This is a genomic window from Paraglaciecola arctica, from assembly GCF_018861065.1.
GTDB lineage: Bacteria > Pseudomonadota > Gammaproteobacteria > Enterobacterales > Alteromonadaceae > Paraglaciecola > Paraglaciecola arctica_B.
This window is the reverse complement of record NZ_JAHKQO010000019.1, coordinates 135,294-154,600: the sequence shown is the minus strand read 5'-3', so window position 1 is coordinate 154,600 and position 19,307 is coordinate 135,294. Positions and strand designations below refer to the sequence as shown.

The 19,307-nt window shown below is 39.5% G+C and carries 13 protein-coding genes, 1 other RNA gene and 1 riboswitch; of the genes, 2 read left to right on the top strand and 12 right to left on the bottom strand.

The genetic code is table 11. From position 1 onward, the window contains the following. Positions 1-24 precede the first annotated feature (24 nt). Entirely contained in the window at positions 25-2,139 is a 2,115-nt protein-coding gene (locus KO534_RS08165; RefSeq protein WP_215929154.1) for a TonB-dependent receptor, read from the bottom strand. A gap of 59 nt (positions 2,140-2,198) precedes the next feature. Next, positions 2,199-2,302, bottom strand: a riboswitch (TPP riboswitch). Between the two features lie 272 nt (positions 2,303-2,574). Between KO534_RS08165 and KO534_RS08160 the strand changes: the two genes are divergently transcribed. Beyond that, the gene (locus tag KO534_RS08160; protein WP_215929153.1) at positions 2,575-4,689 is read left to right on the top strand and encodes a tRNA(Met) cytidine acetyltransferase TmcA; all 2,115 of its coding nucleotides are present in this window, start codon (positions 2,575-2,577) and stop codon (positions 4,687-4,689) included. 4 nt (positions 4,690-4,693) lie between these two features. Here KO534_RS08160 and KO534_RS08155 read toward each other — a convergent pair whose 3' ends face one another. The 9 genes from KO534_RS08155 to KO534_RS08115 form a co-directional block, all read right to left on the bottom strand. Next, positions 4,694-6,769 (bottom strand): hypothetical protein, encoded by a 2,076-nt coding sequence (locus KO534_RS08155; protein ID WP_215929152.1) that lies wholly within the window; start codon positions 6,767-6,769, stop codon positions 4,694-4,696. Positions 6,770-6,884: 115 nt separating this feature from the next. Next, positions 6,885-8,147, bottom strand: coding sequence for a tetratricopeptide repeat protein (locus KO534_RS08150; RefSeq protein ID WP_215929151.1), 1,263 nt, complete (start codon positions 8,145-8,147; stop codon positions 6,885-6,887). Further along, entirely contained in the window at positions 8,147-8,758 is a 612-nt protein-coding gene (locus KO534_RS08145) for an energy transducer TonB (protein WP_215929150.1), read from the bottom strand. Before KO534_RS08145 ends, KO534_RS08150 begins: the two co-directional genes overlap by 1 nt. 1 nt (position 8,759) lies before the next feature. Further along, the gene (locus KO534_RS08140; protein ID WP_215929149.1) at positions 8,760-9,161 is read right to left on the bottom strand and encodes an ExbD/TolR family protein; all 402 of its coding nucleotides are present in this window, start codon (positions 9,159-9,161) and stop codon (positions 8,760-8,762) included. A 12-nt stretch (positions 9,162-9,173) separates the two neighbouring features. Then, positions 9,174-9,698 carry a MotA/TolQ/ExbB proton channel family protein gene (locus KO534_RS08135; RefSeq protein WP_215929148.1) on the bottom strand — a complete coding sequence of 175 codons (525 nt, stop codon included), beginning with the start codon at positions 9,696-9,698 and terminating at the stop codon, positions 9,174-9,176. Position 9,699: 1 nt separating this feature from the next. After that, the gene (locus KO534_RS08130; protein WP_215929147.1) at positions 9,700-11,052 is read right to left on the bottom strand and encodes a MotA/TolQ/ExbB proton channel family protein; all 1,353 of its coding nucleotides are present in this window, start codon (positions 11,050-11,052) and stop codon (positions 9,700-9,702) included. 5 nt (positions 11,053-11,057) lie between these two features. Continuing rightward, positions 11,058-11,828: a DUF3450 domain-containing protein gene (locus KO534_RS08125; protein ID WP_215929146.1), complete on the bottom strand. Its 771-nt coding sequence runs from the start codon at positions 11,826-11,828 to the stop codon at positions 11,058-11,060. A 377-nt stretch (positions 11,829-12,205) separates the two neighbouring features. After that, complete coding sequence (locus KO534_RS08120; protein ID WP_215929145.1) at positions 12,206-13,666, bottom strand: tetratricopeptide repeat-containing sulfotransferase family protein; 1,461 nt, start codon at positions 13,664-13,666, stop codon at positions 12,206-12,208. Positions 13,667-13,764: 98 nt separating this feature from the next. Further along, on the bottom strand, positions 13,765-16,689 hold the full coding sequence (locus KO534_RS08115; RefSeq protein WP_215929144.1) for a TonB-dependent receptor: 2,925 nt from the start codon (positions 16,687-16,689) through the stop codon (positions 13,765-13,767). 374 nt (positions 16,690-17,063) lie between these two features. Between KO534_RS08115 and KO534_RS08110 the strand changes: the two genes are divergently transcribed. After that, positions 17,064-17,336 carry a late competence development ComFB family protein gene (locus KO534_RS08110; RefSeq protein WP_215929143.1) on the top strand — a complete coding sequence of 91 codons (273 nt, stop codon included), beginning with the start codon at positions 17,064-17,066 and terminating at the stop codon, positions 17,334-17,336. A gap of 65 nt (positions 17,337-17,401) precedes the next feature. Here KO534_RS08110 and KO534_RS08105 read toward each other — a convergent pair whose 3' ends face one another. Next, the gene (locus tag KO534_RS08105; protein ID WP_215929142.1) at positions 17,402-19,003 is read right to left on the bottom strand and encodes a tetratricopeptide repeat-containing sulfotransferase family protein; all 1,602 of its coding nucleotides are present in this window, start codon (positions 19,001-19,003) and stop codon (positions 17,402-17,404) included. Positions 19,004-19,160: 157 nt separating this feature from the next. After that, an RNA gene (gene ffs / locus KO534_RS08100) (signal recognition particle sRNA small type) lies at positions 19,161-19,257 on the bottom strand. Positions 19,258-19,307 lie beyond the last annotated feature (50 nt).

Sequence of the window (19,307 nt, the reverse complement as noted above, 5' to 3'; positions counted from 1 at the left end):
TTAGCTTGGCTTTTTTAGATATGACTAATATTGATACCTAACATTAACGCCTAAGCGTCGGGGCTCTCCAAACTGTTCGTAAATATGGCTGGCATATTCATCTCTAGGATCATTGCCGAACGAAAATCCGCGATTCGCGTATTGTTCGTCAAATAAGTTACGTGCATACAAACTAACTTGCCAATTGCTTAACCGGAAATCTAAACTGGTGTGGGTGAGGACAACACTTTCAGATCGATTGTCATGACTGAATGAGTAGAAGAATTCATCTTTTGCGTCCAACTCAATTAACCAATTAACGCTTTCGAAGAGCTGCCAATTTAGCCCAGCATTGATATGGTAGGTAGGTGCGTGGGCTTGGTCTCTGCCATCGATACTTGTCCCGTCCTGTCGCGTAATTTTACTAATTTCAGTTTCCAAATATCCTATATTCGCAAAAGCATCAAAAGAATCAGAAATCATGTAGTTAATACTAACTTCAAGACCGTAATTTTCCCCATCAGCAGCATTGTCATAAAAATCAACAAATGATTGCTCATTGACTATCGAGTTTTTATATTGAATGTCATCACGTTTTTGATAAAAAGTAGCAAAATCCAATACAAGACTACCGTCTTTATTTGAACCTTTAATACCAAACTCTATCCCTACGAGAGATTCGGCATCAAAAATGGCGTTGTCGAGTATGTCTTGTTTGAAATCTGCGACGTCTTCATCGTCTACTTTACTTAATGATTGACCATTTACTCCACCCATCTTAAAACTGCGCAGCAAACTTCCGTAAATCATGCTGTTTTGACCAACTGTTTGATGATAGCTAATTTCAGCTCCCCAATCCGAATGGTCAATTGACTCGTCGATTAGCTTGGAGTCAAGATAATCGAGTGATTGAGACGCGAAGCGTAAGCTAGTTGTAAGCCATTGAGTATCTGATAACACATATTTGTATTGTCCAAATATGGCACTATCGATGCGCTCAACCTCACTATCAAAAGCCGATTCTTGCCAAAGGTCAAAATCAAAAAATTGCCTATTGAGATCTTCGCTTTCATTCGAATAATATGCGCCAATCACCCACGCGTTTTGGTTCCTAGATTTACTACTCAACTTCAATTCAAATGAGCTATCTTGACGGTCTCTAAAATAATAATCCGTAGACGAATATTCCCAGCCGGGTGCGATTCCAACATAGCTCCAGTCTTCGTCATATCCATACCCGAGCTCCGCCTCTAAGACACTTGTTTGAATTTGAACATCAGCGAAATCTAACCCTTGGTAATCGATAGTGATACCTAATGCCTCACTTTCTTGAGTATCGAAACCGGGTTCGTCTGATAAGGTTGTTCTGTCTAAGTTAAGTGAAAAAGCGTCGTAACCGTTGTCCACATCAATGAGATGAACAACTGTATTAATCGAAAGCTCATCACTTACTTGCCAACTAAGTTTGCCTCGAGTAGTAAACTCATCAACATTGTTGGTGTCTTCACGACCCAGCCAAGTGTTAGTTATAAATCCATCACTACTATTTTGATGTACCGACAAACGACCACTTACCGAATTACTCAATGCCCCACCAACCGCAGCACCGATATTCCAACTATCATAATTCGCAAAGCCAACTTGTGAACTAAAACTAAACTCATCGGTTGTTTCTTTACTAATAACATTAATCATTCCCGCAAGACCATCTGCACCGAATCGAGCACTATTAGGTCCTTTAAAAATCTCAATTTGAGCGATATCAAATGTACTGGCGCCAGCTAGTAAACCAGAATAGTTAATACCATCAACTAAATAGCCAACTGATGGATTAACTGGGTCGGTAAATTGACTACGTTCACCAATCCCCCGTATTTGTACAAAGCGACCTCGGCTCGCACCACTGGCGAAATTAACGTTTGCAGCTCGGTTAAATATATCTTCGATATGTTGCCCTTGACGCTCAGCAATTTCATATTCATTTAAAACTGAAATACTCGTTGCCATTTTTGACAATGGTGTAGCAGACATTGCACCTTGAACGGTGATAGTTTCAATATCGCTTGAGGCAGGTGGATTTTCTATTTGTTGCGCGATGGCAATGGAATTAACCATTATTAGGCTAATGACACTAGCCAGTTTACGTCTACTAAAATTCATTTAGTGGGATCTCTTCAGTATGGTTTGAAAAGATCCGGGTGTACGGCAGGTAAATGGGGATATATTTGTCTTACCATTCCTACGCCGGCATTATCCGGATCAGGTATTAGGGTCTATGAGCATGAAGTCAATTCTCAGCCAGATGGCTCCCCTTGGTGACTTAATACAAAATGGTTGTTGGTTACTTCGTATTAAGCGCGACTAGTGTAACAGGCAAAATATGCTTCGCAATATGCGAATAGTAATTTGTAAGTTAAAAATCGAATTTGCCCACTCTATCAAACGCCCCATTTGTTGAGAAAAATACATTTTATTTACCTGAATTGAACTTCACCAAGCAGTGACCTCGCCCTATGAGACAAAAACCACATTCGTATTTTTGAGTAACTTTGCTTACACTAGCAAACTTATTCAAACCTCTTATAAGTAGTTTTAGTGAATTTACCCGAGCAACTAATCCAGTGGTGTCAACAACGTCAAGCTAAGTCATGCCATAGGCAATTATTAGTCATCACGGGACAAGAACAGTGGACCGTAGACACGGCAAATTCCTTAGTTGACCGCAATAATATTAAAGACATTTTGTGGGTTGGAGACACTGAATCTGAGAATGACTGTATTAGCATAAAAAACTATCGTTCTAAATTAGGTCACGAATACCAATGGGTTATATTGAATTGTTTTAGTGGATTCAGAGCCAACACAGCAATGGCACTAAGCGGCACTATTAAGGCAAATGGCCTAATGATTATTTTGTGTCCGGAACTATGCCAATGGCCAAGTTATGCGGATCCGGAATTAATAAATCGTATTTCATTTGGTTTTAATCAAAAATATACACACAGCTATTTTATACAACACTTAATCTCTTCCTTAAAGGAGGATAAAACGGTGGCATTATTATCTAAGGTAGGTTTTTCTGGCAGCGTTAGTTATGTACCAAACAATACATGGGATAACCTATTTAATGAACAACAGTTAGCAGTAGAAAGTATTCGTAAAGTAGCTTTGGGACATAGAAATCGACCTTTAGTACTAACCGCAGATAGAGGCAGAGGTAAATCATCAGCCTTAGGTATAGCCGCAGCTGATTTAATCCGCTCATCGGCTAAAACTATATGTATAACCGCACCGCATATTAATAATATCGAACAAGTATTCTTTCATATAAAACGACTACTACCCGAAGTCACTGAGAGCTCGAATAGTGTGTCGTACCTGTCTGGTTCGTTAACTTTTAAACCTATAGATGTCATTTTAGAAGAAAATAGTCATATAGACCTTTTGCTAGTTGATGAAGCCTCTGCAATGCCTATTCATTTATTGTGTAAACTGGCGAAAAAGTTCTCTCGCATCGTTTTTAGTTCAACAATACACGGCTATGAAGGTAGTGGTAGAGGCTTCGAAATGCGCTTTTTGAAGCAGCTCTCGCAATTAAAACCCGATTACAAAAGAGTCGAAATTTCACAACCAATACGCTGGTATAAGGGAGACACACTAGAACAGTTTTGGTTTAATACTTTATTTCATAATACCAAGCATGAAGCTAAAATTCATGACGAAACCAATCAACCGATAATCTGCCGCGGCATTTCAAAGCAAGAACTAATCGACGATAAAGACCTACTAGCGGATCTGTTTAGGTTATTAATAAACGCCCACTACCAAACCAGTCAAGATGATTTACAACGTATGTTAGACGCACCTGAATTACAGTGCTTCATATTGACCAAGGGCGTCACTTTGCTCGGTGTGGTTCAAATAATAGAGGAAGGTGGACGCTTTTTCGGTGAGCTCGCTGATAATATCGCCAATTGTAGTAGGCGTGTTAAAGGGCACTTAGTGGCCCAGAGTATAACTTCATCCTATAACATGGCATCTTTTGTCTTAGCGCGACAATGGAGAATTAGTAGAATTGCTATCGAACCAGAATATCAGCGTAAAGGTTATGGAAAAAAGTTAATTAACTTTGTAGAGCAACAAGCCATACAACACAACATTGAGTTTTTGACCACTTCATTTGGCTGCAATAGTGACATCTTAAGATTTTGGCACTCTAGTGAGTTTGTACTCACGAAGCTTAGCTCAAAACCCGAGATATCAAGTGGTGAGCACAGCGGTATTTGCATTAAAGCGTTGGCAGACAAACAACAGCAACGAATCAAGAACCTGAATAAAGAATTCTACCAAGAGTTGATATACCAGTTGGACAAAAACTTTCAATGGATGTCCGAAGGGTTAATTAAACAACTTCTAATATTTATGCCATCTACAGCTATAAGTTTTTCTAAGGAATTAGAGATAATCGAACAATTTGCATCTGGAAAACGAACTTATTCAACTTGCAAACGGCTACTAAGAGAATACTTAATTAACAGTCCACTAGATTTTTCAAGAATAGACATTGATAAACAAGCCTTGTTGGTGGCCGCATTTTTACAAAATAAGACCGACAAGGAACTTTGCGAAAAATTTAAGCTAAGTGGTAAAAAACACATTGAACAAAGGTTAAAGATTAGCTTTAAGCAGATGTTACGAAATGCTTTATAAACGGCTAATTTAAGACTTTTAAAATAGGTAATAAACTCGAGTAATCATCTGTCCACACCACACTTTGATATTGGCTACTAATAATAGGCGTCTGCTTATCCATTAGACGTGGTGATTCAGTTAATTGCCGATTATTGGTTAACACGACCCATTGGGCATCATGTTCATAACCACCACCAGGAGTATCAAACAGCATCATTTGCATTTTTAAGCTTCTACTGTGATGTGCAATAACTGGTAACAATGATAAATGCCTATTGGATATGTGTAACGCTATCACTCCTGAAGTTTTGATATGCTGTTGATATAACATGAATGCTTCATGGGTCATCAAATGAGTCGGAATTAAATCTCCAGAGAAAGCGTCTATGATAAGCAAATCAAAGTTATTTCTTTGTCCGCTGTCTAATTCATTTTGCAAAGTCACACGGGCATCACCTAGCTTAACTTCAACATCGGCTTGGGCATTTTCCAAATACTTAAAATATCTATTAGCATACACAGAGACTAACGGGTTTAGCTCATAAAAAGTATATAGGTCGCCAGGTCGACCATAAGCAGCTAGTGCCCCTACCCCTAAACCAATCACACCAACTTGTAAATTTTTAACGTTTGAAAGCTCATCAATGATGAGTTGGCCCCCCGTCCCCGGACGATAATAGCTCAAAGGCACCGGGGATGGCGTAAGTGGTAATGATTGACTTCCATGAGAGGTAGTGCCATCTACGAGCCTTCTCTCTTTAACTTTACCTTCATTGATATCTTTCACTGAAAGTATGCCGTAGAAATTCCGATCCTTAGCCACGTCATATTGCTGATATTGACTATTGAGGTTAATAAAAACCAATAACCAAACCAAAGCCACAACTAAACTACCAATCGACAATAAGAAAAGTTGATTTACTGCAGCAATGTGCCCTTTATTTAATTGTGTTATCTCATCCTTACGGACCCACCACAATGAAGCCGCCACGACCAACAACACACTGACAATGGCTAGGGGAAACTCTAAAAACTCATCGAACAACTCCTTAGCAACGAAGGTCACCAAGAAACTGCCAAAAACACCTCCCGCTGATAAAAACAGATAAAACAAAGTGGTATTGCCTTGACGTGGTTTAAGAGCGTTCAATTCTCCATGACAAATCATACAACCGCACAACAAGATCAGTAGATAAATGATTAACTGGGTAACAAAGTCAAATTGCCCGCCTATAATATAAATTAACAAGGCAACAAACGACAACACCATAAAACAAGGGATCCAGATGACCCTTAAATATAGTCTCAGACTGCTGAACGCCATGACATAAGTTAATAAATAGATAGCCAATGGAACAATCCATAAAAAGGGTACTGGTGGCACGTTTTGTGTTAACGCGTTGGTTGTTGAAACTAACAAAACAACACCCAAAGCTGCTAGCAAAAACCATAACGTAACCTGGGAAAAACCAACCTTTGAATTGACGAGTTGTTTTGCATTATTAAGTTTCTGGCTCTGAGACTTAATCACGACTACATAAAATATCCAAACGACCAATGCGACGAATACACAATAAATACTTGACCATAATTCAAGTTGCCCGTCGAGAGACATAAAAGGCTCAAATACAATCGGATAACTAATTAGCGCTAAAAATGATCCCACATTCGAGATGGCGTAAAGCCTATAGGGATTAACATTATTAACATCGCTACTAAACCAATGTTGTAATAATGGCGTATTGGCCGACAACATTAAATACGGAAAACCGAGACTAATAAATAGTACCGTTAGGACTCCCCAAGTAGGAGTAGCAGCTACCTCAATATTGTGTATATCATGTATGCCAAATGGCAGAAATATCACACCCAGCGCCAGCAAGATTAAATGTACGACGACCTGTGTTTTGATTCTTAAGGTTTTTGTAAGTACATAAGCGTATATGTAACCAACTAACAAGAAAAATTGAAAAAACAACATGCAGGTAGTCCAAACGCTGGCACCACCACCAAACCACGGTAATATCGTTTTTGAAATGATTGGTTGTATTTGAAAGACTAAGAACGCACTAACAAAAACTGAGATGAAGTATTGCATTAAAATTTCTGGTATTGACTACTGTAAAGGGTTTGAACGCGGTAAATGAAGGTACTACTTTCAATCTATAGAACAAAATTTAAACATAAAAAAAGCTCCCAAAGGAGCTTTTTATTTAAAGCTTAATTTTTCGGTTTTTCGCCTTTTCCTTAATATAAGGTTCCCAACTTCTTGCATTTCGAGCAGTGGAGTTATCCTTTTTTGCTTCCAATACATGAGCATAGGCAGACTTAAAATCACCTTTATCAAAGTTAGCTTGCATCATCGCTAGATGAATCGCGCCCTTTTTATCAGACCCAGCATCCAAAGCTTTTTGCAAAGCCTTGATCGCATCGTTATACCTTTCCATTGCATAATAAACCATGCCTTGTTTCTGGTACAAATCAGGATCAGAACTCAACACAGCTGATTGACCATAATAGTCCGCAGCTTCTTTAAACTCTTTAGCCTGTTGATAAGAGGATGCAACACTAGTAAGCATTCTTTCGTCTTTTTTAACTAATCCAGACTTAATATGCTTTTCCAATACTTGCGCCGCTTTTACAGGTATGTCATTCATTGAATACAACTGACTTAGGGCTTTTATCTCGGCAGCTTTAGTCAAAAAGCCTTGATTATAAGCAATCTCAAAAGTAGACAATGCCTTTTTATGATCTTCTACAAGCATGTAGAAAAAGCCTAGTTGCGTCCACTGTGCTTTGTCATCAGGGAATATTCGAACAGTTTCCTCTTGCACTTCAATGGTCTCTTTATACATCTTACGATTGTAATAAGAAGTCATTTTAAGCGCATAAGCAGTTTTATTAGGCTTTTCAGCTAAGGCTATTGCCTTATTAATAGGCGCAATAATTTCAGCAAACCGACCTGTCTGATAATAAGCATTAGCCATTCTAAAATAGACGTCAAAATCTTCTTTACAGGTTACCTTCATCCACTCTTGATAATACTTAATCGCACTATCATATTGTTCTTCCTGAAGACTTAAGTCAGCAATTAACTTAATTGTACCCACCTGTTCAGCATCATTTAACTTTTTAGGTGCAACAGCTTTCTGCAAATAATCTATCGCTTTTTCGGCTTTACCACTTTGAGTGGCAAGCAAGTTACCGATAAATCTATCAGTAAATGCTCTATCAAAAGTATCCGAAGCGTCGATTTCATAGAGAATATCTAGTGCTTCGTCGATTAGATCATTATTGTAAGCTTCTAACGCCTTCCCTACTTTTTTCCCGACTTTTTGGCCAGGAATATTCGTAGTTCCGCGCTTATAATCAGGACAAACAATTGGAGATGATACTTGTGCCGAAACACTCATCGGAATAATAGTGGCAACAGAAATCACCGAAACCACACATAAATGTTTTAGATGTTTATTCATTATGATTTATCCAACTTAAAGTCTAGTTGCACTGTTAGACCGAATTGTTTCATCGGTTTACCATCTTCAATTTTGGGCTTGTATTTCCATTTACCTAATGCTCGTCTTGCTTCACGGTCAAACACACGTTTTGGATCCGCATCAATAACTTTAACATCTTCAACACCACCTACTTCATTGATAGTAAAAGACAGTTTAACCCAACCTTCTTTTCCATCTCGAGCAGCTTGAACCGGATACTTAGGTTCAATCCTTACAATAGGAGTAGCATCTCCGTCACGCATTGCACCTACACTACCAATATTAACGGAAGCGCCTCCCACATCAACACTAGGCATATTAAAACCTAATCCATCAGTGTTCACTTCAGCTACATCCGGTTCAACAGGCTCAATTTTCGGAGGCTGTTTAGGCGGCGGCGGTGGTGGTGGTGGTACCCTTTGTCTTAATTGTGTCGCATCATCTGGCGTTGACATTACAATATCAATTACAACTGTCTCACCAGCTTCGGGTGGCGGCCTTCCAGAGTTAGAAATCAACTCTGCCATTAAAATAAACAGGCCAAATGCTATTACAGCACCAATAAATATAGAAATTATTAATCGACCCATATTAACTACCACCTTCCGTTGCTATTGAGATACGATCAATACCTGCAGCTTTGATTTGATCCATAACCTCTACAACAAGTCCGTGTTCAGCTTCCTTATCCGCTTGAATAATTATCACGTCAGATGGTTGCTCGGCCATTAAACGCTCCAAATTTGAACGAACTAAATCCGTTTCAACCTGACGTTTATCGATCCAAACTTTACCATCTTCAGACACAGCGATAAAAATGTTTGCATTTTTAGGCATAACAGCAAGTGAACCATTAGGCTTATTAACAGTAATACCCGCTTCTTTAACAAAAACAGTAGTAACAATGAAGAAGATCAACATGATGAACACTATGTCAAGCATAGGTGTCATATCAATTGCTGCATCTTCTTCTACTCGAACTTTACGACCCATAAGATCCTCTCTTTAATGATGGGGTAAGGCATCTACTAGCTTTTCTCTAGCTATTTTAACTTTAGCTTCTAAACGAGAGCTAAAGAAAACACCAGATAAAGCAGCAACCATTCCAGCCATAGTCGGAATAGTAGCCATAGATATCCCTGCAGCCATTAGACGAGGGTTACTTGTACCCTGAGTTGCCATGGTTTCAAACACACCGATCATGCCGGTAACTGTTCCCAACAAACCAATCAAAGGGCACATAGCCACGAGTGTTTTAATTAGCAACATTCTCGCATCTAGGCCATCTGAAGCTTGTGAAATCCATGTGTCACGAATTCTATGCGCATACCATGAGGTAGTGTCTTCTCGAGCATCCCAGTTAGAGATAATTTCATCTCTCATTTTTGGGAAGACCGAAGCCAAATACCAGAAGCGCTCTATCATAAATGCCCACATTAGAAAGAGCGCGGCTGCGACAACGTACAATACGTCACCGCCAGCAGCTATAAAATCCCTGACAGACTCCCATTGTTCTATCAGAAATAACATCTTAGGCTTTCTCCGACTCAGCGTGAGTAGCTATGATACCCGCAGTCTGCTCATCAAGAATATGTACGATAGATTTACTACGTCCAGCAACAATACTATGAGTAAGCAACAATGGTAATGCAGCGATAATACCTAACGCAGTAGTTACCAATGCCATTGAGATACTGCCAGCCATTAGTTTAGGGTCACCTGTTCCGAACAAAGTAATTTGTTGGAAAGTCTCAATCATACCTATAACGGTACCTAACAAACCTAACAGTGGTGCAATTGCAGCAAAGATCTTGATGATGTTTACACCACTTTCGATTCTAGGTAGCTCTTTAAGTATAGCTTCGTCTAATTTCAACTCTAAGCTTTCGGCATCGGCTGTTTTATTCTCACCATATACTTGAAGTATACGACCAAGAGGGTTGCCACTTGAAGGATTCGATATATTTTTAAGTTGTGCTTTCATCTTGCCACCTACTAGGGTAAGAGTAACAACTTTATACAATCCGATAATCAAACCGATAAATAACATAACAGTGATTGTGTAACCTACTGGACCACCAGCATGGTAACGCTCTTCCATTGTTGCTTTTTCTTTCAATAGCCCCAATATCGCGCCACTTGAAGGATCAGCATAGAATGGAACCAAACCTGAGGTCGCATTTCTAAGATCAAGTGCAGAATCAACTAGATATCCATCTGGTTGACGACCTAATGGTTGTACCATTTCATTTTCGTAGTCGTAAACCAAATAACCTTCTTCACCAATTAGGTTGAATGTACCAACTCGAATGACTTCTTGTTGTGTAGAACCGCCGTCCAAGCTAACAACTTCAGTTGTAAAGCGAGAAACACTACCCTGTTCAGTCATTTCAGTTTGTAACGCAAACCATAGGTCTTCTAGTTCTTTGATATTAGGAAGGCCTTTAGCTTCTTCAGACATACGTTTTAAAAACGCACCACGTCCTGGGAATTCAGCACTCACAATAGAAGTTGAAATCTGACCGTATGCTTCTGCTGATGCCTGACGAACCACACCAAACATCTCACCTAAAGTACCTGTTGCAGTTGTCAATTCGACTTCTTTTTCAGCTAGTTTAACTTCGTTATCAGCAAATGCCTTTTTCAAACGTGCTTCACGCGCTCTTTCTGCTTTTAGATCAGCTTGTGCCTTTCTTAATAAAGCTTGCTTGTCGGCACGAGCAGACTGAAACTCTGCTTCACGTTGTTTGTTTATACGTGCTTCAGATACACGGTTTTTCTTAACTTCTTGAAGAAGTCCTTCAAGAGATGTCGCTGCTTGTGCAGAAGAAGCCACTAAAGCGATCGTCGCGGCAGCTAATATGGATTTAAATACAGTTTTCATCAATATTACTCCGCAGCTTTGATTGGTAATTTAAGAAGATCAGGTGGCAACAATTTGTTTGCCATTTTAACAGCAGTAACCACTGCGCTTAAATATTCGGCACCTAACACTTCCCAAGCTCTAGCGTCGTTATCCCAAACCCATGCACTTTTGCCATCAAGAGACAATGCTAGGTGAGCAGTTCTACCAAGGTTGAAAAAATCAACTGTGATTTCAGTTCCTTGATAATCCAATGTACCTTGGTAGGCACGAATTGAACTTGCTGCACCCATTTGATTTTCAATTTGGTAAGCTTCAATTACCTGACGGAACTGTTCTGACGTAGTTACGTTAGAATTTGCCATAACATCGCGTAAACGTTCTACACGCTCTTTTCGCTCTTCTAGGTTAATAGGCACATCTAGCTCAATAAACTTCTCAAGACTATCAATCATTCTAAACATAAGCGGAACTACGCCACGTTTAACGCCATCAATACCATCAATCTGAGTTTGTAGTGAATCGATACTTCTTTGCTGATCAGCAACAAGTGTTGCAACGTAATCGTTATACACTTTCAAATTTTCTGTTTCGTCAACGACACCACGATACTCAATAAACAATTCCTGTGACTGTTCGTACAAGTTGTTTATCTTCTCTTGGGATTTCGCTGCAGCCGCGTGAATTTTAGCTTCTTCTTTATGAAGCTCGTTTAACGGGTCTGCAGAGACAACGGCGCTGCTACCGAGTGCAACAGCACTAACGACGGCAGAAGCAATAAGGTTTCTCTTGCTCATTTTGGACATAATTCCCAACCAATTCTTTTGTTTTAAATCCTCGTCAAGCTATAAAATTTGTTGACAAGGGGCTATTAAGCTCTGTTGTTTAAGGGGCTTAGAATTCAATACATTAAAGACTAAGACTAGAGAATATTCACACGGAAGTTAGCAAATTGTCAAGGAGGTACTTAGGGTTATAGTACACATTTATTTAAAATAAATAGTTGCAATATTACAGAGACTAATGTCGCCATTCCCAGCCACAGGTATCAGCTAGCTTATTTTTTGCTCATATAAAAATATGAGAATTAGCTAGCTAAATTATACTTGTCTAACGCTCTATCTTCAGAGCCCTAGTATAAAGGTCACCAAATCGATTAATCAAACTCAGTAACCTAATACCGATAATGTTCAATAAATGGCTTAAGTTCGCGTTCAATTTTCTTACCGAATCCGATAGCCTCTTGGTGGACCTCTTCGCGAACTTGTGCAACACTGGCGGTAAACACAGCTCGTTTACTCTCGTAAAAATGTAACATAGAATTTTCGAATTCTAATCCACAAAACTCGCAAACTTCCTGTAGCAGGGCTTGGGGTTGTTCGACTAGATTTTGATAACTAATTTGAAGAATTGACGATTTAAATTTTTGCAACCAAAGACGATTCAAATCTTCTTCGAGAGAAAAATATTCTCCCATATTTTCCAAACTGGTTGACCACGAAAAACCACTGCTGAAGTGTGTTCTATAACAAGACCAAGCCGTATCTAGGGTGTTTCTTTTTATAAATATTATCGGTGAATCGGGAAATACCTTTTTGATTAACCATATATATCGGTTATTTGTCATACTTTTATCTACCACAACACCTTCTGAACCAAATTTTTCATGGGCATATTGCAAATATGCTCGGCGAATCTCTTGAGTATGTTTTTCAACAACATTGACGTCTAGTTGTTCAGCTCGACTGCCGATAGCCAATCCCTTAGTTAAACATCTCGAGGCCCGTTCCATACCATTGAATTCGCCCCCATCAATTATATTTGAGTGGCTGCACAACATCTGCTCTAGCAAACTTGTGCCACTTCGAGGTAGCCCTACAACAAATATGGGGTTGTCTGCGTCAACTTTCCTTTTGGTAGGCGAGGTATCGACAAAACTACTGTGTTGTGACGCTATATAACGAACATTTTGGGAGTCGTCAGTTATTGGATATGTCTGTATTTTTAATAGGTAATCATTGGCTTTTGACGCATATTCAAAAGCTTTTTCAAAATCCGTGAGATCAAAATACACTTTACATAAAGCGGCGTAAAAACACGATTTTGAAGCTTGGTTAGCGGTCTCATCTATCGAGTTCTTAACCTCTAACAAACGTCTAAGTATACTTGAGCCCTGTGAAGCCTTTTCAAGTGACGCTAAGATTAACCACGTTTGTCCAGATGTATTCCATTGTTTTAACACAAGTTCTGCATACTCAATAGCCATCTCTTTTTTACCTAGCTGCATCGCAACTGTACTCAAAAAGTGGTAAATTTCTGGTCTATTAGGGTTTTCCGTGGCTAACTCTAACGCTTTTTCAAACGCTAATTGAACTTGCCCACTTTCAATCAACATTGCTAGTTGCTGTAATCTATCAGCAAAAGGTTTTTGAGCGTTCGCTTCAAATAGCGCTAGAGCTTTTCGAGCTGAAGTCACTTGGCCAGATAATAGCGCCATTCTGGCTACCCCCAACCAACTCGCATTCAAATTAGGTTTTTCTGATAGTAACAACGCTAAACAATCATAAGCTTTATGAGAGTCGCCAACTTTTACAGCGCTAACCAAGTTATTCAATATATTTTTTACATCATTCATTCGCTGAGGTTACCTCACCATAACTATAAATATTTCACTACTATAATAAAAAAGCCCTGCTATTGCAGGGCTTTGTAACTAAGGTTTCAAAACTGAGTTTAGAATCTTAGAGAGGCACTTAAACGAACGAAACGAGGTGTTTGCCAGTTTGAAGGTAATCCAAACTCAGGGCTAACGAGTCCAGTTCCAGCACCAGCTGAAGTTTCTTGGTCGTAGATTTCGGCAACTTCTGTTGCAGTGTCACTATTAAGTATATTAAAGATATCCGCACGTAGCGTTAAATCATAATCTTCGCCGATTGGAACATTATAACTAGCTGTTACATCTATTTCTAATACAGAACTAGTAGTACCTAAAGAACCACGTGGTACTAACTCACCGTCAGCAAAGAATGATTCAGAACCGTAAGCCTGAGCAAATACATCTGTTGGGTGATAACCAAATGCATTCTTCGGACGACCAGACTGCCATTTAGCATTGATACCTAAGTTCAACTCTTCAGTTACTTGATACGAACCAAATAATTTTATCGCATGGCGTCTATCATTAGGAAGGTTACCATTAGCACCGTCTAACAAACCAGGTTGGTCAAACAAAGTCGTTAGACCCGCATCGTCTTGTCCATTATCTGAACGAATATAACCTTCGTTATTACCCCAGCTATGAGACCAGGTATAAGCAGCGTTTAACATCCAAACACCGTCCCACGCTCTTTCAAAAGTAACATCGACAGACGCATACTTACGAATAGATTCTGGGTAATTTAAGTCATCAGCAGGGATAGTGTAAGTTTCACCATCATCAGCTTGGAAAGTTAAATCAGTACCAGGGTTAGTTAGAATATAATAATGGAAACCAGAACACTCTTCACAAGATCTACCGAACTCACGTTCTAAATATTGATTAAAGCCATAGTCAATCGCAACATCTTCAATAGTAGTTGCCAATTCACGGTAAGTACCTTGAACCGCCATGCTCCAATCGTCAGACAACTGGAACTGATAACCAGCAATATACTCATCAGAATACATTGGATCTATAGATTGGTCTACGATCGCAGCTGTAGTGGGTACATCACCGTCAGAAAACACTTGTTGCGGAGAAGTAGCTGTACCACTGTCATTAAAGTTAGGAAGGTCTATTGACGCATCGGCGAAACCTTCAAATGCTCTAAAGTCGTGAATATAAGTTTCTGCACCAGACAAACGAATGTTGGTGTTTGCCGCAATTGGTAAGTAATAACGACCATAACTGAAATAAGCTTTAGAATCGCCGTCTCCATTTACGTCGTAAACTGCACCTAAACGAAGTGCCCACTGATTACTTAGCTCAATAAACGATTCACCGGCACCGTTAAAGTTTTCGAAAGAATCATTACGTAAACCAGCATTAATAACTAGTTTGTCAGTTGCTTGCCATTGATCTTGAATGTAATAAGCAAAGTTTTTAGATTCAAAGTCACCACCAGCTATATAAGTACGTCTGCGCACTTCATAAGGAGTAGGATTGGCTGGATCGGTTACGTCATCTACATAAATAAGATAATAATTACCACCAGAGTTAGTAGTATTTGCGGTTGCAGTTAAGGTTTCTGAATCTACACCGAAACGTATTTCGTGGTCACCGATATACCAGTCAGCATCAATACGGAAGACTTCACGTTCATCAGAACCTACATCAATATTGAAGTTACCAAAGTTACCACCTCTAACAAACGCACCAGTACTATCGAATCGACGATAAATTGCTGGGTTAGCATCCAATGGACTTGAAGTGGTTCTGTTGGCTTCGTTGATACCATACATTGCAGAGATTGAGAAATCGTCAGTCAGTATACTAGTGTACTTGATGCTATAGTTGTCACCACCTGTTTGGGTTGTACCATAAACACCTTCATCTAATACGCCATTAGTGCTGGTATAAGTGTAATTTAGCTCATCACTTTTGTCAGAAAAGCCAGTTACTTCGAGTATATTGTTTTCGTTAATATACCAGTCAATTTTAGCGCCCCAGAAGGCATCTTCATCTTCATCTTTAAAAACACTACGAACTAGATCGTCACCAACTTGATTTTCTCGCCCTAGGTAATCAAACACATCTGAACGCGGGTTATAAAGTACGTAGAAGAATAAAGTATCTTCAACTATTGCGCCACTGGCCCATAAGTTGACATCCCAAGCGGTATTTTCGTCGCCTGAGTTATCAATGTTAGTTTGACCAAGGGCATTAACGGCATTAGGCTTATCTTCACGAAGACCATCAGGCTCAATAAATACGTTGACACCCCATTTGAAGTCATTAGTACCGCTTTTAGTTTTAGCGTTAATAACACCACCAGTTACACGACCATATTCTGCCGAGTAACCACCAGTTTTCACTTCAAAAGTATCGAACATTTCAAATGGAGGATTACTTGAACCCACACCTGTTCTGAAGTTAGTTAGGTTAAGACCGTTTACGTAATACGCATTTTCAGCAGCAGAGGCACCGCCAATCGAAGGTACGTTACCAAAGTTAGAATCACCTTTAGTTGTACCTGGCGCTAATAACGCAACACTTGTCAAATCACGAGGAACTGGAACCTTCTCAAGCGTAACTGAGTCAACTACGATACCAGTACTGTTACTCGTAATATCAACTAATGAAATCGCAGAGCCAGAAACTTCGATTCGTTCCATGCTTGCATCGTTTAGTGCTAAGTTAAGGTTAACTTTACCACTAATACCTACTCGAACACTTTCTTCAACGGTTGTAGTAAAACCATCTTTCTCAGCAACAATTTTATACGGCCCTGGTGGAAGCAATGGAAAACGGAAAGCACCGTCATCATTGGAAACTACAGTACGCGAAAGGCCTGTATCTAAGTTTTCGATTGAAACTGTTACGCCAGTTAAAACGTTTCCAGAAGTAGTAACTGAATTACCAGTAATGGCACCGTTGGTATTATTTGCTAGCGCTGGAAGTGACACTCCCAAGCATGCAGTTACAGCTAGAGCTGCTGCACTCTTTTTAAATTTAAACATGTATGTCTCCCTGGACCACAATAAGTGTGTGTTGTCGTTAAAACGACTTTTAATATAAAAAAGGTAGTGAACCTCACAACAGATAATATACGGAAGTAGGGATTAGGGTCAACTATAGTAATGCGTTAGATTATAAGATATATAAAAAAGCTGCATTTTCGTACCAACCGAGTAAATTTTAGTTTAGATTTCAACCAAAACAGATTGTTTTGGAATAAACGTACTAAATTAACGTCAATATACGCTTAATTTTCAAAGATAACGTTGGTGTAAAGGTAAATATAGAAAGTTTTATTGAACGACTACTGTGCCAAATAGCCAGTTAATGTTTATAGTAGGCGGTAAACGCGAAATTCACTTGTAAGGTCAAAAGTATGAAACTAGACGATGATATTCATAACTATTACGAGCACTTAGTGTTAGAGAGAATTCAGTTTTTAGGTTTGGACAAGTCTAAAGATGAAGATTATTTAGCTGACTTATGTTGTCTTGCATTAAATCAAATCCCTCCTCGTTATATTAGATTTGAAGTCGACATGTCTTTTTATTTGGCGCCAAGTGAACGCCAACAAATGGAAATGAATGCGAGTAATGCGGTAAGTCAGGCGATAAATTTTATGGAGCAAAATAGAGCTGAGACAAAATAAAGGAAAATAATAGATGGGCGAACTGCGTGGTATTCAAATAATAGGTTACACAAAGGCTTGATGTACTATGAAGACACAATGCCCGCAGCCTCTAATACTTTTAGTGTAGGTGAAAGTTGTTTCTTATATTGCTTCCATCGGTCAACTGAACGTCTGTGGGTTTTTTCACGCACTTGTGCAGCGCTAGCAGTGACGACAGCTGTATTATTTTTTTCAAAATCTGTACATGCGTCTTCCCATTCAAGACCTAAAAAGTGCAGCAAGTCACGTGCTTGCCCTTCATTGTCAGAAACGACATTTTCATAGGCAATATCAAAAATCTTTCCTGGCATAATTTGATGCCAATGCTTCATTAAATCTCGATACATAACATAATGTTCAGCCATCTCAACTTGACCATAACTGTGTGGATAAACTTCTTCGAATAGTTGCTTAAATACCGAAAAACATGTGTCGACTGGCCCTCGAGTAACGTGAATTATTTTGGCCTTAGGAAAAGCTTTTACAATAAACCCTAACAACATAAAGTTCATCGGAAATTTATCGATGAAATATGGCGTTTTTCCACGTAGATTGGCTAAACCAGACAGATAAGATTCAGCTAAATCTGCCCCTTTAATATTCCTAGCGTTACTTATTAATTCTGCAGAAACAAACTCTTTGGTACGGGTGGCTGATATCGCCCGTAGCGACATCGCCATTTGCAAAGGCTCACCAGCCGAATGCACTAGACTATGACTAGAAATAATTCGGTCGACCAGGGTAGTGCCCGTTCTTGGTTGCCCTACAATAAATATTGGGGCGATTTCATTATTCTCATCAACTGCGGTTTGTAACCAATCACTAGTACACACAGCTTTAATAGTTGCAAAAGTGTTTTGGGCATGAGAATGATCATAATCCACAAGACTCCGTTTGGCCTTGGCGCCAAACTCAAAGGCTTTAAACGCTTGCTGCCAACACTGTGTATCTTCAAATAATTTGCCTGCAGCATAACCTAAAAACGCGCGCTGTCTGGGATTAACATTAGTCCCCGCCATAATGGCAACTATTTGCTCTGCCATATCATTGTCTTTTGCCTTCACCAATGAAGACAAGCTCCACCAAGACTCTGCATCGTATTTATTAATTCTCACGGCTTCGTAGAGTGATTGTTGGGCACCTGTTAAGTCACCAGCTTCCAACAAACTGACACCCAGCGCTCTATGATATACAGAGTGTTCAGGAGATAATTGCGTCGCCTTTTTTAAATTTTGTATTGCTTCGGTGGTGTGTCCTAACACACTCATTACATGTGCCATAGGATGCAATACATAAGATTGGTTACTACCGATTTGCTGAGCTCTAAATACCGATTTTTCAGCTTTCGCCATGTTACCAATTTGACAATAGACCAATGCCAAAAACGCCCAATACTCTGAGGCCAAAGCATCAAGTTCTACCGCGGTTTCAAGGGCTTTTAAAGCAATTTCCAATTGTTGCGTTTCGATCGCCACTCTGGCAATCAAAAAATGCGCTTCGGGTATTTTATTGTCGGTACGCAACAACCCTTTAGTAATCTCTATGACCAGTCTAAAATCGCCGATTTCCAAAGCCTTAGCAGCCCGAGTTAGTTCGTGCGCAAGCATTTCAGAGGGAAGATTTTTGCTGACCGTATTTTTACTCATTAAACAAACCTATATTTACCACAAACACAGCAGATTATAGAACACACTGATGCTGTCAAGTAAATGAACTCATTTGGATTTTTTGATGAACATCGAAGCGTATCAAAGGTACACTTGTACACATTGAAACAAAATGGTATCCGTAGGATTGGTGGTGCCCTTCCAGCCACACCTCGGCACATGAGTCGTTTGCTGCGGCTGCTCCCTTCCAGGCCTGACCGGGTTCACAAAGTATCATTGCGAGGGGACCGAAAGGTCACCATTGAAAAACCTTACTCAAAACTTGTTGTTCTCATTAAGGCGG